This window comes from Corynebacterium sp. c8Ua_99, from assembly GCF_039907185.1.
GTDB classification, from domain to species: Bacteria; Actinomycetota; Actinomycetes; order Mycobacteriales; family Mycobacteriaceae; genus Corynebacterium; species Corynebacterium jeikeium_D.
This window is the reverse complement of sequence record NZ_JASBOG010000002.1, coordinates 154,950-171,425: the sequence shown is the minus strand read 5'-3', so window position 1 is coordinate 171,425 and position 16,476 is coordinate 154,950. Positions and strand designations below refer to the sequence as shown.

The following is a 16,476-nucleotide window of genomic DNA, read 5'->3' as shown; positions in this document are numbered from 1 at the left end:
TAGGTTGATTGCTAGTGTTAGTCCTATGACAGAAACTGTCCGCCCCCGCCACCGCATGGTCGACCGCGTTGCGGCGATCCTCGAACTCGTTGCGCGCTCTAACGAAGGTCTAACCCTCACTGACATCGCCCACACGCTGAACTATCCGCTCAGTACCACGCAGGGCCTTGTCAACGGTCTGACTGTGACAGGTTACCTTGACGAGTCCAACAAGCGTTACACGCTCGGCATGGCGCCGTTTCTGCTCAATGTCATGGCCGGTCGTCGCATGGTCAACGTTCCGACGGCTGAGCTCGAGGCGATTCACAACGAAACTGGCTTGATTACCGTGCTGGCACTGCCGGTTGGTGGCAAGCTTTTCTACCTCAAAACCGTCGGTGAATCCATGCGCTACCAGTACCTGACGGAGAACTTCCTGCCGCGCTCGCTGTTGCGCACCTCTGCAGGTTGGGTTTTGATGAGTCGGTTTGAAAAGCGCGAACTGTGGTCCTACCTGAACTCCGCGCGGCCGGAAGACCAGGTCTATGTGGATGATTTCCTCCGCCAGGCCGGGGAAATCGCAGAGACCGGCGTCTGTGCTGCCCCGGGTATTGCCGAAGGCGGTGGCGTTGACGGTGTCTCTATCGCAGTGGAGGAAGACGGTGCTACTGTCGCGGCAGTCTGCGTCTTCGGTCGGCCAGAAAAGATTGCGGAAAATAAGGACGAATTGGTGGAAATTCTCAAGCGCCATCGCGGCGCACACAACGGCGAGGAATCCCCGAACCAGGGTTAGTGGCTGTTAAGCGCGCAGCTCCCACCAGACTTCGCCACCGTCCGTAGACGGCTCGCTAGCTCCCTTAGTCAGCGCCTGCATTTCGCCGTCAAGCTGGGCAATCCCATCGGCAGTCACCGCGATGGAAAACCCCACGTTCTGGCCCCACCGCGTTTCCACGATCTCATAACCACGAGCACGCAATTCCGCTTCGATGCGACCGGCATCTGCGGCGGAGACACTCACTACTCTCAAGGCTCTTTGCACGCGCCGCATGCGCGTGACTTTTTCTAGACACTCTGAGACCGAATCCGAATAGGCCCTCACAAGCCCACCCGTGCCTAATTTGATGCCGCCAAAATAGCGGATCACTACGGCGGTGACATTCGTCATTCCAGAGCCCTGGAGCACATCGAGCATCGGGCGCCCTGCCGTGCCACCAGGTTCACCGTCATCTGAGGATCGCTCCGCCCGATTCCCTCCGACGACCTCATGAATGTATGCGCTGCAGTGGTGGCGAGCATCCGGGTACTCCGCCTTGGCCAAATTGATGACCTCTCGGGCGCTGTCTTCGTCGTCGGCACGCGCGATCCACGTAATGAAGCGAGATTTCTTAATCTCGATTTCATTCGTGACGATGTCACCGTCGGCGGGGACAATCAGCTCGATGTCACGCTGGTTCTGCGTCGCTTCGGTCGAAGTGGATGGCTTGGTGGTCATAGTGTCCATTGTTGCCTATGGGCTTAGTGCACACCCAATCACCGCCGCTCGGTACTTTTCTCGACCTCACCTTTGACTCCCCTCGAATCCGCGGTGTTCGAAAACGTTTCCCTGTGCCAATCCGCTGACTGACCTACCATGGTGCCCATGAGCAACTACCGAGTCTGGGCCCCGTACGCTTCCGAAGTTCGTCTGCTGTTGGGCAATCCTGAAGCGCCAGCGATTTTTGATATGCATCCAATCGCTGACGCCACCGATGGCTACGGCGCCAACTCTGGTTGGTTTGAAGCTGATGTGGCTCGCACACCGGGGGATCGCTACGCATTTTCGCTGCGGGCACATGCGGGATACGGCGCGCCTGACGACGAATCGGGGGACGGCTCCTCCCCTGCTGTCGGTGACTGGACAATACCGCTGCCAGATCCGCGTTCCCAGTCGCAGCCGGATGGTCCGCATGGTTTCTCCGAGGTCGTTGACCTGGGTGCCTATAAGTGGAAGGACTCGGCCTGGTCGGGCCGGATTCTGCCAGGAGGTCTGATTTATGAGCTGCATGTGGGCACCTTCAGCGATTCTGGTGATTTCGAAGGTTTGGTGGAACATCTAGACCATCTGATTGAGCTGGGGGTAACACATATTGAGCTGATGCCAGTGCAGCCTTTCGGTGGTGACCGTAATTGGGGCTATGACGGTGTGTCCTGGCACAGCGTGCACGAGGGCTACGGTGGCCCGCGGGGTCTACAGAAGCTGATTGATACGTGCCACCGAAAGGGTTTGGCTGTCATCTTGGATGTGGTCTTTAACCACTTTGGTCCAGACGGCAACTATGTGGGATTTTTCGGCCCCTACACCGCTGGTGGTTCGACGGGTTGGGGTGAGGTTGTCAATCTCACTGGCGACAACTCTGATGAGGTGCGTGCGTATATTTTGGATGCAGTGCGCCAATGGCTGGTGGATTACCACGTCGACGGTCTTCGTCTGGACGCAGTCCATGCCCTGCATGACGAGGGGGCATTCCACATTCTGGAGCAGATGCAGGTTGTCGCAGACACTGTCGCAGCCGAGACTGGTATTCCGCGTTCTTTGATTGCAGAGTCCGACCAGAATGATCCGCGTTTGGTCCGCCCGCGCGCTGCAGGTGGCTTTGGCCTCAACGCTCAGTGGGATGATGACGTCCACCATGCACTGCACACGCTGGTCTCTGGCGAGGACCACGCCTACTACTCAGACTTTGGGTCGGTGGAAGCGCTAGCTAGTGCTTTGGAAACTGGCTTCTGGCATACGGGCACAATGTCGACGTTCCGTGGTCGCACTCATGGTCGTCTCTTCGACCTGTCTGTACAGCCCATGCATGCTTTCGTAACGTACACGACCACACATGATCAAACGGGAAACCGCGCTGTCGGTGACCGTCCGTCGATGAACCTCACTCCGGCGCAGCAGGTTTTAAAGGCAGCAGTTATCGCCTGCAGTCCTTTCACCCCGATGCTCTTCCAAGGTGAGGAATGGGGCGCCTCTACCCCGTTTGCTTTCTTCTGTTCCCATGAAGATCCGGAGCTGCAACGGCTCACGCGCGAGGGACGCCTACGTGAGTTTGCCCGTGCCGGGTGGGATCCGAAGGAGGTATCCGACCCATCGGATCCAGAGACCTTCCACCACTCGAAGCTCAATTGGCAGGAGGTCTCGGAGGGCTCGCACGCCACTATTCTGGCGGCCTACCGCGATCTCTTCGCGCTGCGGAAGTCCCACCCGTCGCTTCGCACTCCCTGGTCGGCATCTGTGGTGACTGAGTATGACGAGGACAATCGTTGCCTCGTCGTTGTGCGCAGCCAGGATGAGCGCGAAATGGGTGCCCGAAACTCGGATGCCTTTGAAACTGTCGCTTTGGTGGCGAATTTCTCCGACGCCGAAACCAGCGTCAGCCTGGATTCCGAGTTCGGTTCCGCCCACCTGCTGCACACTTTTGAAGACGCAGCAGCCAGCATCGTCAATGACGAAGCTGCCGGTCCCGAAATCTCGCTTCCAGCGTGGGGCTACGCTGTCGTCTCGCTCAGCTAGTCAGCCGGACTTTCAGCCTCGGTGTCGGACTCTTCCTCATCCGCCGCACCCGACTCGGGTGCTGGCCACGGCAACTCGGTGACATCACCGTGGAGGACGTGAGCCACCAACGCGTCTGCGATGAGAATATCACTCATCACCAACGTCGGAACCAGGTCCGCCAGCTGAGCCCACATCGGAATCAGCTCACGGACAGCGGCGACACTGGCATCAGAGTTCTCAGCCTGAGTACGAGCCAATACGCGGGCAGCCACTGCAATAAGCAGTGACGTTCCCGGCACCAGAGTCCAGTGCAGCGAAGGATCATCCGCATCGATGCCGTCGAGCTTGTGGAAGCGCACATTGACCGCCTTGCGCAGTCGTGGAGACGCCTTCGACACCGTCTTAAACAACACTCGAGAGGCGGCGGCAAGCTGGGTCATGACACCGGATTCCACAATCTCAGCACGATTGCGTACCACTTCATAGATTGCGGTGAAGCGAGCGTCATCGTCGGTCAGCGGACCCGGGACCATGCGGTAAGGATCAAAGACCTGCGACAGAATAGCGCTGGCCTGTGCTTCCGGCAGCGAGGTAATCTGCACCGAGCTCTGGTCGATAGTAGCGGACTCCAGGGTGGTGTCCTGGCCGCTGGCAGCAATGTCCAGCAGTCCCTGGCCACCAGTTGTGCGCAGGTAATCCAGCTGACGAGAACGGTCCACGCTCTCATCAGTGAGATCCGCTAATGCTGCCAATGCACCGAGCCACGGCACACGGCGACGCCCCGGCACTGGCTTAGTAGCGCTGAAGTCTCCCAGCACGAGTCCGGAGGCGATAAACATACCCGGCTGATCGTCGAGCGCGATGACTGAACGGTTCAACGCTGCCAGTCCGGCGCGTGGTTCGGCACACAAGATCGCACCCAACCTAGGTGCGACCAGCAGCGGATTCGCCTGCGCCATGTCGGTTGCACGACCAGCGCGCAAGGTCGCCAGTAGCGTCCACAAACGTGCGAGCTGATCCTGATTTAGCTCGCCCCACAGTTCCTGCGCGCGAGCAACGGGATCGGTGTCCTCGCCATCGAGGTCGATAGCCTCTGCATCATCGACATGATTCAGAATGGTCGACCCGGCCGCCGGCCACTGCGGGTGGCGTTCCTTTTCCACACCGAGAGTCACCTGCGCGACGAATGGGCCGAGGCCGCAGAGCTCGTCGGGAAGCTCGCATTCGCCCTCCACGACTTCCAAGGCGACGGGTTCGCGCCACGGCTGACCGGCGGCCCAGAGCCACAGGGTCATCGGCAAGTGCGAAACATCGTCAGCGACATCAACCTCGATGATGTCAGTGGCTTCATCGTTGAAGGAAATCTGGCGGATGGCATCGCGGGAGGAAGCCTCCACCAGTGGTACAGACAGGCGCTTCCGTCCCGTCACACGTGTCCAGTCCAAACTGATGCGCAGAGCCTTCAGTAGGGAGATACGGTCTGCAAACTTGCCGAACTCCGCGTAGCCAGTATCGCCGAAACGCTTGATGGGGACGCGACAGATGTCGCGCTCACCGCTGGAAACTGCAACATGCGCATGGCGCAACTCGCCCGGGGCATTGACGACAATCTTGCCGAAGGCATCGACACGCTTCGGGCGGGTGACCAATGTAGTGGTGCGGCGGGCGACGGATTCGTCGGCAAGCGGAACCTCAAACTGCAGCGTTCCTGGCGTGACCTGCAACTGCAGCCATGCGCCCTCCTCGGTGGAAAGCTCGACGGTACCTGTGACTTCGTCCGCCCCGAGGCGCACGATAGCGGGCTCGGCGTCAAGCGGCTTGTCGCCGGAGACAACGCGGATGTCAGCGGGGCTCAGACCGTCGATGGTTGGGATGCGGAATCCGTCACCACCACCGCTGTAAGTGATCGTGAGGTCTGCCTGCTCCGCAATGGCGAAGTGCTTCTGGAAGCTGCGGCCACGCGGATTGACCAGGCGAACCACGAACTCGCCGACCCACGGATAATCGTCATCGGTAAGGATCTCAACCTCGCCACCCGCGGCGGGCACCTCGAGGTCATAGACCATGACGGAATCCGTGGTAAACGCACCATAGCCACCAAAATCGGTGACGATGGCGCGCCAGGACTCGTCCTTACCGGACAGCGTCGGCGGGAACACAGCGACCGGACCACCGGCGTAAACCGGGGTGCCGTAGGCAGACACCGTGCCGTCGAGACGCGCGTGGGGCATGGTCATTCGCGGTTGACGCTGCGGTGATGCCGAGCGAACCTCGCCTGCCGCCCCAGACCGACGAACCTGAACTGCATGAACATCGCGAAGATCGATCTCAGCGACTTGCCACAACTCCCAGTTAAATGGGCGCGGGTCCGATAGCAATGGCACCTCAGCGCCTGTGACGGGGTCAACGAGTGTGGCATCAACCGGGTAGACCACCGTAGCGGACGTCGAGTGTAGCGAGACCTTGTCTGTGACTGACTGACCGTCGGCACCGAAAATGAGAATCGGGTCCTCAGTGCTAATCGCGGGGACTCGCCAGTGCTTCTCATCGCCGATTTCCACCAGCACATCGCGCACCGGCTCATCGATGGTCACCACTGGACGCGGCAGCGAATCCTGCAGGCCCACCACCGGCGTCGTTGCTACCGTGCCGCCGAAGGTGACACGCCAGGTCCGTCCCGCCGGATCCAGCGGCGTCGGTAGCTGTACGCCAACGGTCTGCGTCAGCTCATCGAAGTACAGCTGCGGGCGCCCGGTCGTTGCCACCACGCCCACCGCTTCACGACGATTCGCAGTACCCGCCGGACGCATACGCAGCTCTTCACGCGCAGCGGCCACCAGAATAGGCGGCAGCCCCGCATCGAGCTGGCCGAGTTCTTCCCGGGCCTCCCAGTTGGCCGGATCGGCAGCGGTGGCAATGGCGTAGCCGAGGGTTGCCTTAAACAACTTGTGTGCCTGACGAGGTGCCGTCCTGGCCAGCTGACGCAGCGCCAGCGGGTAGACACCATCTTCCGCCTCTGCGATTTCGGTCAGCAGCTCCTCGAGCAGCGGATGAACCTTCGACAGCGCCTGTACCAGGTCATTTGATGAAGGGTCGGATAGCTCCGCTACCCCCGCGAGCTCCTCACAGCGCTCGATAATCAGTGGCATCACCGATAGCTGCACACCCGCGTGCAGCAAAAGCACCTGCGCTGCCCGCTGCAGCGGATCCGCGTCGGCTTGGTTGCTGTCGACGTCGTTAGGCAAACCAGCGTTGGCCAGCATTGTCGGCACTGCGGCGGCGAGGTGCTCGATGAGCGCGCCGGTAGTGTCAGCGTCTGGATTCAGCTGCAGAGCGGCTGGCCAGTCCAGCCACATTTCGCTTGCCGACGCAACACGCGCGGCGCGTCCTACCAGCGAGGCAAGGGTGACCAGCGGGTGATTGTCAACGACACTCTTCGCAGCTTCAATATCGGCAGCAGTACCACCCGCCAGATGATGGGCCAGGAGCGTTCCCAGGAAGCGGTCGATACGCTCAACCTCGTCCATCGCCAGCCCTGACCAGACAAACAGTGGCTCAACTTTGGCCTGTGTGGCGGATTCCAGCAGACCCGGAATCCGGGTGGCCAGGTCCTGCTCTGCGGCAGCCAGCCACATTTCGACAATCACGGTATTTTCCACTCGGACACCCTGGTCGACACTGCTTGCCCCAGTCATAGTGGGTGGACGCTCCCCTTCGCTACAAAGCTTGCTCGAAAAGATTCATTTAATTAACGGAGCTGGGAGGACTTCCTCGGAGGTTTCCCAGCTGGACCCAGCAAGTCTAGGTCAAAAAGTCATACTCTGGTGTGCCGGGTACCAGTCGGCGGCACTTCAGCGGCGAGGCATCCATGCGTGCCAGCAATTCCTCGAGGTCAGAGGCACGACGTAGCTCAATACCGACAAGAGCCGCGCCAGTTTCGCGGTTGTTGCGTTTGAGGTACTCGAACTGCGAGATGTCGTCATCCGGGCCGAGAACATCGCTGAGGAACATGCGGAGCTGGCCGGGCTTCTGCGGGAAGTTGACCAGGAAGTAGTGCTTGAGGCCGCGGTAGACCAGCGAGCGCTCCATGATCTCGGCATAGCGCAGCACGTCGTTATTACCGCCCGAGATGATGCAGACAACAACCTCGTCCGGTTCAAACTGCATCTGCTCCAGAGCTGCCACAGACAGCGCACCGGCCGGCTCAGCGATGATCCCTTCGTTCTGATAGAGATCCAGCTGCGCCTCACAGACCGCGCCCTCCGGCGCAATCATCGGATGAACGCGGTTGCGGTTGGCCTCCAGGATGTGCCATGGCAGGTCACCGAAACGGGCCACCGCGGCGCCATCGACGAACGGATCGGTGTGCCCCAGCGTAATCGGGCCATTGTTCTCCAGGGCTGCGCGCATGCAGGCCGCACCCGCAGGTTCCACACCCATGACCTGGGTGTTCGGCGACATATCCGACAGGTAAGAGGTGACACCGCTGAGCAGACCACCGCCACCGACCGGTACGCAGATGGTATCCAGAGTCAACCCCTGGCCGGAGAGCTGCGCAATAATTTCAGCTGCGACAGTGCCTTGTCCGACAATGGTGTTGAAGGAGTCGAATGGCTCCACCATGGTGGCACCAGTGCGCTGTGCGTCAGCACGCGCCGCAGCGGCGGCCTCATCGAAGGAGTCCCCGACAACGACAATCTCAACGGCATCGCGGCCGTGGTAAGCGATACGGTCGCGCTTCTGCTTCGGCGTAGCATTGGGCACATAGATGCGCCCCTTAATACCCAGCTGGCGGCAGGCATATGCCACGCCTTGAGCGTGGTTTCCTGCAGATGCCGCAACGACGCCTGCTGCTCGCTCTTCGTCGGTAACCTGAACCATGGCGTTGTAGGCACCGCGAATCTTGTACGAGCGCACGTCCTGGAGGTCTTCCCGCTTGAGGAATACCTTTGCACCGGTGATTTCGGAAAGACGTGGGCTGAACTGCAGCGGAGTGGCCGCAATAACCGAAGAAATTCGTGCCTGCGCAATCTGAATATCGGCCGCGTGAACAAGTCGGCGTTCGGTCTGGGAAGCAGGCACAGAATTCTCACTCATGAGCTATGACTCTACTCGGTCATACAACCGGTTGCGACAATCAGGGCCGCGATAAGCTACCCCAAAATGCTGGCCCCAATCGTCGCCTTCAGATCACCAATCAAGCTGGCGTCCCGGTCGACCCGCAAGTGCTCGCCGAGAACCAAAGTGGTGTGGGAATCGCCGTCGACAAGCTTGAGGTAAACGTCGGAGTCGCCTGGGTTGTCCAGCAGTACTGACTTCAGCTTGGCAATCATCTCCGGAGTGCACTGATCAGTGCGCATGGTCAGACGCAGCGGCGCCGAAGTGGAGCCATTACGGCCAAGATCCGGCAGCTTCAGGTCATCACAGACCACACTCATGCGGTCATCGCGGTACTGAACGCGAGCACGAATAAGCACAATGGCGTCTTCAGCAATGCTGGTGGCAATCATTGCGTAGGTCCTCGCAAAAGCCATGACTTCCACGCGCGCGCCGTTGTGGTCCTCAATGCCGATAATCGCCCAGGGCTGACCGTTCTTATTCACGCGACGGTCAACACTGGAGACAATGCCACCAATAGTGATTTCGGTGTTGTTGGCGACTTCCCCACCGACGACCGTGGTCAAAGCGGTATCGGTCTGCGCGGCCAGCGATTCTTCGAACCCATCGAGTGGATGACCGGAGACATAGAGGCCCAGCATTTCTCGTTCCAGGGTCAGCTCGTGCTTGCGATCCCACTTTTCATCCGGCACACGGATTTCAAAGATGCTCTCCGATCCGGTGTCCTCTTCCCCACCGAAGCCCGCAAACAGGTCGAACTGTCCCTTGTCTGCAGCCTTCTTGGTCGACAGCACCGAGTCAATGGCCTCTTCGTGAATGAGCGCAAGGCCCTTTCGTGGGTGCCCCAGCGAGTCGAAAGCGCCGGCCTTAATCAACGACTCGGTGATGCGCTTGTTACACGGCAGCGTCTCAATCTTGTCCAGGTAGTCCGAGAACGACGTGAACTTGCCCTTCTCCTCGCGCGTCTTCACAATCGACGCGACCACATCATGGCCGACGTTGCGGATAGCGCCAAGGCCGAAGCGAATATCCTCACCGACCGGCTCGAAGTCCATACCCGACTCATTGACATCCGGCGGCAGCACCTTAATGCCAAGGTGGCGACAGTCCGACAGATAAATAGCCAGCTTGTTCTTATCATCCGCCACCGAGGTCAACAGCGCCGCCATGTACTCAGCGGTGTAGTTGGCCTTCAGATACGCGGTCCAGTAGGACACCAGGCCGTAGCCCGCCGCGTGAGACTTGTTAAACGCGTACGAGGCGAAGGGCAGAATAATATCCCACAGCTTCTGGACAGCATCCTTGGAGAAACCATTCTCCAACATGCCGCCTTCGAAGTTCACGAACTCCTTGGCCAGCACCTCGGGCTTCTTCTTACCCATGGCCTTACGGAAACCATCTGCTTGGCCCGCGGTGTAATTCGCCAGCTTCTGCGAGATCTTCATGATCTGCTCCTGGTACACGATCAGGCCGTGTGTTTCTTCCAGGATTTCTTTCAGCTGCTCATCCAGTTCCGCGTGGATGGCGTTATAAGGCTTGCGACCATTCTTAATATCCGCGTAGTCAAAGTGCGCGTTCACACCCATCGGCCCCGGACGGTACAGCGCCAGCGATGCCACGATGTCGTCGAAGCCCGTTGGCTGCATGCGTTTGAGCAGCTCACGCATTCCGCCACCATCGAGCTGGAACACACCGAGGGTGTCACCGCGCGACAGCAGCTCATAGACCTTCGGATCATCGGTCTGAAGGTCATCGAGCAGAACTGTCTCGCCTCGGTTGGACTTGATGTGCTCAATACAGTCACCGATAACCGTCAGGTTTCGAAGACCCAGGAAGTCCATCTTCAACAGACCGATGGCCTCACACGCCGGATAGTCCCAGCCAGTGATAATCGCGCCGTCAGCCTGTCGCTTCCACATCGGGATGTGATCCAAGAGTGGCACCGACGCCATCACCACGGCACAAGCGTGCACGCCGGTCTGCCTAACGACGCCCTCGAGACCACGGGCTGTCTCGTAAATTCGAGCCACATCCGGGTCGGTTTCAATAAGCTGACGAACCTCGGCGGCCTCGCCGTAGCGTGGGTGCTCCGGGTCGACGATGCCGCTCAGCGGAATGTCCTTAGCCATAATCGCAGGTGGCAGCGCCTTAGTAATGCGGTCTGCAATCTGGTAACCCGGCTGACCGAACTGCACACGCGCCGAGTCCTTCAGAGCCTGCTTGGTCTTCACCGTACCGAAGGTGACCACCTGCGCCACCTTGTCTTCGCCCCAGCGATCTGCCGCGTAGCGAATCATTTCATCGCGGCGGCGGTCGTCGAAGTCGATATCGATATCCGGCGCGGACGGACGCTCTGGGTTCAGGAATCGCTCGAAGAGAAGACCGTGCTCAATCGGGTCGATATTGGTAATCCACGTCGCGTACGCAACCAGGGAACCGGCAGCGGAACCACGCCCCGGACCGACCTTGATGCCCACCTCACGGGCATGGCGGATCAACTCCGCAACGATAAGGAAGTACGACGGGTAGCCCTTACCGTCAATAACCTCAATTTCGTACTCCGCGCGCCGGATGTACTCCTCCGGTACCTCGCGCCCTTCAAAGCGCTTGCGCAGCCCCTCCATCACGTTGTGATGCAGCCATGTCGTCGGCGTCTCCCCTTCCGGAACGTCCGCCTTCGGCATGCGATCGTGCGGGTGCTCTTCCCACAGCTCGTCGTAGTCCTCAACGCGCTCTGCGATGAGCAGCGTGTTATCGCAGGCACCCGGGACTAGGTGATCCCAGGTCGCGCGCATTTCTTCGGCGGACTTAATAAAGTAGCCGTCACCGTCGAACTTAAAACGGTCCGGGTCATTGAGCGTCTTACCCGTCTGCACACAGAGCATGGCCTCGTGAGCCTTGGCCTGGTCACGGGTGACATAGTGGCAGTCATTCGTAACCAGTGGCGGCAGGTTCAGCTTCCGGCCAATCTCCAGTAACTCACTTCGCACACGGGTCTCAATATCCAGCCCGTGATCCATCAGCTCAAGGAAGTAGTTTTCCTTGCCGTAGATGTCCTGCCACATTCCGGCGGCCTGCAGAGCCTCGTCGAACTGCCCCAGACGCAGACGCGTCTGCACATCACCCGACGGGCAACCAGTGGTCGCGATAATGCCCTCGGCGCGTTCCGCCACCAACTCGGCATCCATACGCGGGTACTTACTAATCTGCCCCTCATACGACGCCATCGACGACAGGTAGAACAGGTTCCGCAGACCCTGCGCATTCGCAGCCAACATGGTCTGGTGCAAGTAGGAACCGCGACCCGAGACGTCATCTCGACGCTGATGCGGCTCACCCCACTGAATGCGCTTTTTATTAAAACGGCTCTCCGGCGCCATATATGCCTCAATGCCGATGATTGGCTTGATGCCCTTGGACTTCATCTGCCGATAGAACGCATTCGAGCCAAACATATTGCCGTGGTCGGTGACACCGACCGCAGGCATTCCCTGTCGCGCAACCTCGTCGGCAAGCAAATCAATCTTCGCCATACCGTCGAGCATGGAGTACTCGGTGTGATTGTGGAGGTGCACGAAGGAGGAGTTAGCCATGAGTCCAGATTGTAGACAATCCCCCGGATTGAACACGATTCCATCGAACACCCAAAATGAAGCAGCCCCTTATGCCTGCACAGTTATAGCTAAAGACGTGTGCAACATCACTCTTACTTTTCCTTTACTTTTCAAAACCAGTTGACAATACTCGACATCACAGTTCGTGAGGAAGTCCTCATATTTCCTCGCGACCATAGAGAAACGCACTGCCCTCGAGCAAAGAACCAAAGGAGCAATACAGTGTTCGCACCACTTTCCGATGGCCACTTCACCTACTTCCCCAAGCCCGAGCTTGACGAGGTTCTTGCAACCATCGACCGCCGCCCAGTTGCCGCCGGCTACCTCATCGATGGCGATGTCATCACCTCCAACATGGATGCCGCCCGCTACAGCTGGCTGGTCTAAAAGGGCGCAGACCTGGAAAATTCTGACTTTCTTTTCAAAATCAAAGACAGTACAGGTTTTCAATGATTACGTTTTAGGGCATGAAACTTTCTCGAGCTTCTGCCCCGGAGTCCTCGGACACATCCCGCCCGGCTCCGACATCGATGTCTCACCTGCCTGAAGCGCTGCCGCCACAGACGCCCCAGACAGCCCGCCCGCCACTAGCTACCGACACGCTGCTTAACTGCACTTCCCTTCCTGCAGTCGTCGTCGACCTCGCGGCGGTCGAAGCCAATGCCCGCGATATGCTCCGCCGTGCAAACGGGATGCCTATCCGCGTGGCCTCGAAATCGATTCGCATTCCACAGCTTATTTCGCACGTCCTGGCCTTCCCCGGTTTCCAGGGCGTGCTGGCATATTCGCTGGCAGAGGCGCTGTACCTATTCCGAGAAGGCATTAGCGACGACATCGTCGTCGCCTACCCAACACTTGACGCCCGCGCTATCTCAGAGCTTGCCGACGATGATGCAGCGCGTGCCGCCATCTGCGTCATGGTTGACCGTCCCGAGCATCTGGAGGCGCTGGCGTCGTCGGCAAGCGAAAATGCGCCAATCCGCGTGTGCATGGACGTCGACGCATCCTTTCGTCCCCTCCCCGGCGTGCATATCGGTACGCTGCGCTCAAGCCTGTTCTCGCCGAAGCAGGCAGCGGCGTTTGCCAAGCAGATTATTGCCCGTCCGGAGCTGCAGCTGGCGGGAATCATGATGTATGAGGGGCACATTGCCGGAGTGGGCGATGCCGGAAACTCCCTGCGTGCGCGCGCAATTCGAGTGATGCAGGCCGTCTCAAAGAAGGAATTGGCAAAGCGCCGCGAGAAGGTTGTCACTGCAGTCGAGAAAGTGGCGGGGCCGCTGGAGTTTGTCAACGGTGGTGGCACGGGGTCGCTGGAGTCGACGTGCGCCGAGGCCGCAGTCACCGAGGCAGCGGCGGGGTCGGGATTCCTGGCACCAACCCTCTTCGATAACTATCGCGCATTCAATCTGCGCCCGGCGTCCTGGTTTGTGTTGCCGGCGACGCGACGTCCTAAGAAGGGCGTGGTCACGGTGTCCGGCGGTGGTCGAATTGCCTCTGGACCGGCGGGAGCTGACCGGCTGCCAACCCCCTGGTACCCCACTGGCCTGCGCTACGCGGCGGAGGAAGGACCAGGTGAGGTGCAGACTCCGCTGCTCGGCAAGACCGCCGACGCAATTTCGCTGGGAGATCCCGTGTGGTTCCGCCACGCCAAGGCCGGCGAAATAGCCGAGCACACACAAGAAGTCATTGCAGTTCGAGATGGCACCATCATCACCCACTGGCCCACGTACCGAGGAAAGGGATTGATCTTCACATGAGCAATTCACACAACAACGCCCGCTTCACAGTCTCTACAGTTGAGTCCCGAGTACCACGCGTACGTCGGCGTGCGCAGGCGAAAGCCGTCGCCAACTCGCATTGGAGCAATTGGGCGCACACGCAATCGTGCACCCCGTCCTACACTCATCAGCCGCACGATGATGAGGGTGTCATCTCGGTAATTAAAGCGGCGAAGACCGAAGGGACTACGGTGCGCCCGCTGGGGGCCGGTCATTCTTTTACTTCCGTGGCCACCACCGATGGGCACCGCATTCAACTCGACCGCTGCTCTGGTCTGGTCGAACTCGACGCCGCCAACCAGACCGCCACGCTGCGTGCCGGCACTCGCCTGCGCGACACTCCAGGTATTCTGCGCCCGCTCGGTTGGGCACTTCCCAACCAGGGCGATGTCGATCCGCAGTCGCTGGCCGGTGCTATCTCTACTGGCACACACGGCACCGGGCTTGGATTCACCGGCTTCGCGGGCACCGTGAAAGGATTCAAGATTGTCACCGCGGATGGCGTCGTCAGGCACTGCCATCCGGACGCTGAGGGAATCGACGGCGAGCTCTACCGCCTCGGCCGGCTGGGACTGGGTGTCTTCGGCGTGCTTACGGAGGTCACGATGTCCGTCGTGCCAGCGTTTGATTTGCACGCCGACGAGCACCGCGAAGAGTTTGATTCCCTGCGCAAGAGTTTCGCCGAGCGCTGCAAAGAAGCTGACCACCTGGAGTTTTTCTGGTTCCCGGGACAGCGCGAGACGCTGGTCAAGCACAATACTCGCATTGAACCGCAGCGCCACCGCCGCCCGAGCCGCAATAGCCTGAAGCAGCGCCTGGGCAGCGCGCGTACGTATCTTAACGACGAAGTCGTCAACAACATGGGACTCTTGGCGTGCTGCGAGATTGCTAAGGCCATTCCCGCTACGACCGATACCATCAACCGGATTGCCACCAACACCGTGCCAGAGCGCAGCTACTCCAATGAGGCGCACAAGGTCTTTGTCTCGCCGCGCCGAGTGCGTTTTTCCGAGATGGAGTACTCCGTCCCGCTCGAGGCCGCTTCCGATGTCCTCGGGGAAATCCGCGACACGATTGCCCGCAAGAGGATGAAAGTCTCCTTCCCCATCGAGGTGCGCTCCGCGAAAGCCGATGATGTGGCCCTATCCACTGCGTACGGTCGCGACAGTGCCTACATCGCCATCCACCGCTACTGGAAGGAAAATTATCGAGAGTACTTCAACCTCATCGAGCCGATTTTCAAGGCCCACGAAGGTCGCCCGCACTGGGGCAAATTGCACACGCTTCGCGCGGAGGATTTCGCGGAACGTTATCCGCTGTTCGGCGAGGTCCAGGCACTACGGGAAAAGGTCGACCCGCAGGGAATCTTCCTCAACGAGCACCTGCGCGAACTTTTCTGCTAATTATCTGCCGGCTTTACGACGTCCCGGGTAACCGCCCCATCCGCCTGGTCAGCGGCATCGTCGGAAACCGCGGCCGGTTCAACACCGGCCTTGCGGAGTTCCCGGCGAACCCGACGCTGCCGGAGCATCTTCAAGATGAGGTCGCAGATGAACAGCGCGACGGCACCCCAGATGATGAAGAACCCGATCCAGCGCTCCGGTTCGAGCTGCTCGCCCAGCACAGTGACTGCCAGGGTGATTTGGAGAACCGGAGTGAGGTACTGCATCAGACCCAAGGTGGCCAGCGGCAGGCGTTTGGCACCTTCGCCGAAGAGCAGCAACGGAATGGCGGTAGCAACACCGGCGCTCATCATGAGCAGCGTGTGGCCTGTTCCTTCGGAGCTAAACGTGCTCTGCCCGTTGTAGGTCAACCAGAGGATGTAGGCCAGAGCAATCGGTGTGATTACGGCGGACTCGGCCGTCAGCGAAGCTGCGGAGGAAAGCGATACCCGCTTCTTCATTAGTCCGTAAAAACCGAAACTGAACGCCAGCGCCAGCGCACCCAACGGCGGATGTCCCACACCAATTGTGAGAACAATGACCGCAATGGTTGCCAGGATGACACTGCCGAGCTGCAACCGCGAGATGCTTTCACGGAAGAAAATCATCGCCAACAAAACGCTGACCAGCGGGTTGATGAAGTAGCCGAGCGCGGCCTCCGCCACCTGCCCATTGTTGACCAGGTAGACGTACACACCCCAGTTGACGGAGATCAACAGTGCGGCAATAAAAATAGTGCCCCAGGTCTTGGCACTCGCGGCCTTCAGCTCTGGCCATGCGCGCATGAAGCTGAGGGCAATGACCATAAAGACAAGGGTCCAGACGAATCGGTGCGCCAAAATCTCTACGGCCCCTGCTGGTTCCAGCAAGGGGAAATAGAGCGGAAACAGCGCCCACAAAAGGTACGCACCGAATGCCTGAATCACTGTTGACTGACTCCTTTTCGTTCTTGTTGAAACTGACTGCGTACTGGCGGCAGAGTTCTAGCCGCTTCATCCTAGTCGTTTGGATTTAGG

Annotated in this window: 10 protein-coding genes; 5 read left to right on the top strand and 5 right to left on the bottom strand. The window is 59.5% G+C overall.

Annotated elements, in window-relative coordinates:
• The first annotated feature begins 25 nt into the window (after positions 1-25).
• Complete coding sequence (locus QKE19_RS02050; protein WP_016422973.1) at positions 26-772, top strand: helix-turn-helix domain-containing protein; 747 nt, start codon at positions 26-28, stop codon at positions 770-772.
• A gap of 6 nt (positions 773-778) precedes the next feature.
• On the opposite strand, the gene QKE19_RS02045 is transcribed toward QKE19_RS02050, so the two are convergent.
• Positions 779-1,471, bottom strand: coding sequence for a YigZ family protein (locus tag QKE19_RS02045; protein ID WP_347890246.1), 693 nt, complete (start codon positions 1,469-1,471; stop codon positions 779-781).
• 138 nt (positions 1,472-1,609) lie between these two features.
• On the opposite strand from QKE19_RS02045, the gene treZ reads away from it, so the two are divergent.
• Positions 1,610-3,526 carry a malto-oligosyltrehalose trehalohydrolase gene (gene treZ, locus QKE19_RS02040; protein ID WP_347890244.1) on the top strand — a complete coding sequence of 639 codons (1,917 nt, stop codon included), beginning with the start codon at positions 1,610-1,612 and terminating at the stop codon, positions 3,524-3,526.
• On the opposite strand, the gene QKE19_RS02035 is transcribed toward treZ, so the two are convergent.
• The 3 genes from QKE19_RS02035 to dnaE form a co-directional block, all read right to left on the bottom strand.
• Entirely contained in the window at positions 3,523-7,203 is a 3,681-nt protein-coding gene (locus QKE19_RS02035) for a hypothetical protein (protein WP_347890242.1), read from the bottom strand. The genes treZ and QKE19_RS02035 overlap by 4 nt on opposite strands.
• A 106-nt stretch (positions 7,204-7,309) precedes the next feature.
• Positions 7,310-8,605 (bottom strand): threonine ammonia-lyase IlvA, encoded by a 1,296-nt coding sequence (ilvA, locus tag QKE19_RS02030; protein WP_049190440.1) that lies wholly within the window; start codon positions 8,603-8,605, stop codon positions 7,310-7,312.
• A gap of 56 nt (positions 8,606-8,661) precedes the next feature.
• Positions 8,662-12,219 carry a DNA polymerase III subunit alpha gene (gene dnaE, locus QKE19_RS02025; RefSeq protein WP_016422978.1) on the bottom strand — a complete coding sequence of 1,186 codons (3,558 nt, stop codon included), beginning with the start codon at positions 12,217-12,219 and terminating at the stop codon, positions 8,662-8,664.
• A gap of 243 nt (positions 12,220-12,462) precedes the next feature.
• On the opposite strand from dnaE, the gene QKE19_RS02020 reads away from it, so the two are divergent.
• The 3 genes from QKE19_RS02020 to QKE19_RS02010 all read left to right on the top strand — a co-directional run bounded on the left by QKE19_RS02020 (position 12,463) and on the right by QKE19_RS02010 (position 15,421).
• A complete protein-coding gene (locus tag QKE19_RS02020) occupies positions 12,463-12,627 on the top strand; it encodes a hypothetical protein (protein WP_016422979.1) in 165 nt (54 codons plus the stop codon).
• Between the two features lie 80 nt (positions 12,628-12,707).
• Positions 12,708-13,997 carry an alanine racemase gene (locus tag QKE19_RS02015; RefSeq protein WP_069359181.1) on the top strand — a complete coding sequence of 430 codons (1,290 nt, stop codon included), beginning with the start codon at positions 12,708-12,710 and terminating at the stop codon, positions 13,995-13,997.
• Positions 13,994-15,421 (top strand): D-arabinono-1,4-lactone oxidase, encoded by a 1,428-nt coding sequence (locus QKE19_RS02010; protein ID WP_347890241.1) that lies wholly within the window; start codon positions 13,994-13,996, stop codon positions 15,419-15,421. Before QKE19_RS02015 ends, QKE19_RS02010 begins: the two co-directional genes overlap by 4 nt.
• Here the strand turns inward: QKE19_RS02010 and rarD are convergent.
• Entirely contained in the window at positions 15,418-16,386 is a 969-nt protein-coding gene (gene rarD, locus QKE19_RS02005; RefSeq protein WP_049193996.1) for an EamA family transporter RarD, read from the bottom strand. The two genes, QKE19_RS02010 and rarD, sit on opposite strands and share 4 nt — an antisense overlap.
• Positions 16,387-16,476: the final 90 nt, after the last annotated feature.

Coding starts and splice junctions, on each gene's coding strand:
- QKE19_RS02050 (WP_016422973.1), top strand. CDS start 26: ATGACAGAAACTGTCCGCCCCCGCCACCGCATGGTCGACCGCGTTGCG.
- QKE19_RS02045 (WP_347890246.1), bottom strand. CDS start 1,471: ATGACCACCAAGCCATCCACTTCGACCGAAGCGACGCAGAACCAGCGT.
- treZ (WP_347890244.1), top strand. CDS start 1,610: ATGGTGCCCATGAGCAACTACCGAGTCTGGGCCCCGTACGCTTCCGAA.
- QKE19_RS02035 (WP_347890242.1), bottom strand. CDS start 7,203: ATGACTGGGGCAAGCAGTGTCGACCAGGGTGTCCGAGTGGAAAATACC.
- ilvA (WP_049190440.1), bottom strand. CDS start 8,605: ATGAGTGAGAATTCTGTGCCTGCTTCCCAGACCGAACGCCGACTTGTT.
- dnaE (WP_016422978.1), bottom strand. CDS start 12,219: ATGGCTAACTCCTCCTTCGTGCACCTCCACAATCACACCGAGTACTCC.
- QKE19_RS02015 (WP_069359181.1), top strand. CDS start 12,708: ATGAAACTTTCTCGAGCTTCTGCCCCGGAGTCCTCGGACACATCCCGC.
- QKE19_RS02010 (WP_347890241.1), top strand. CDS start 13,994: ATGAGCAATTCACACAACAACGCCCGCTTCACAGTCTCTACAGTTGAG.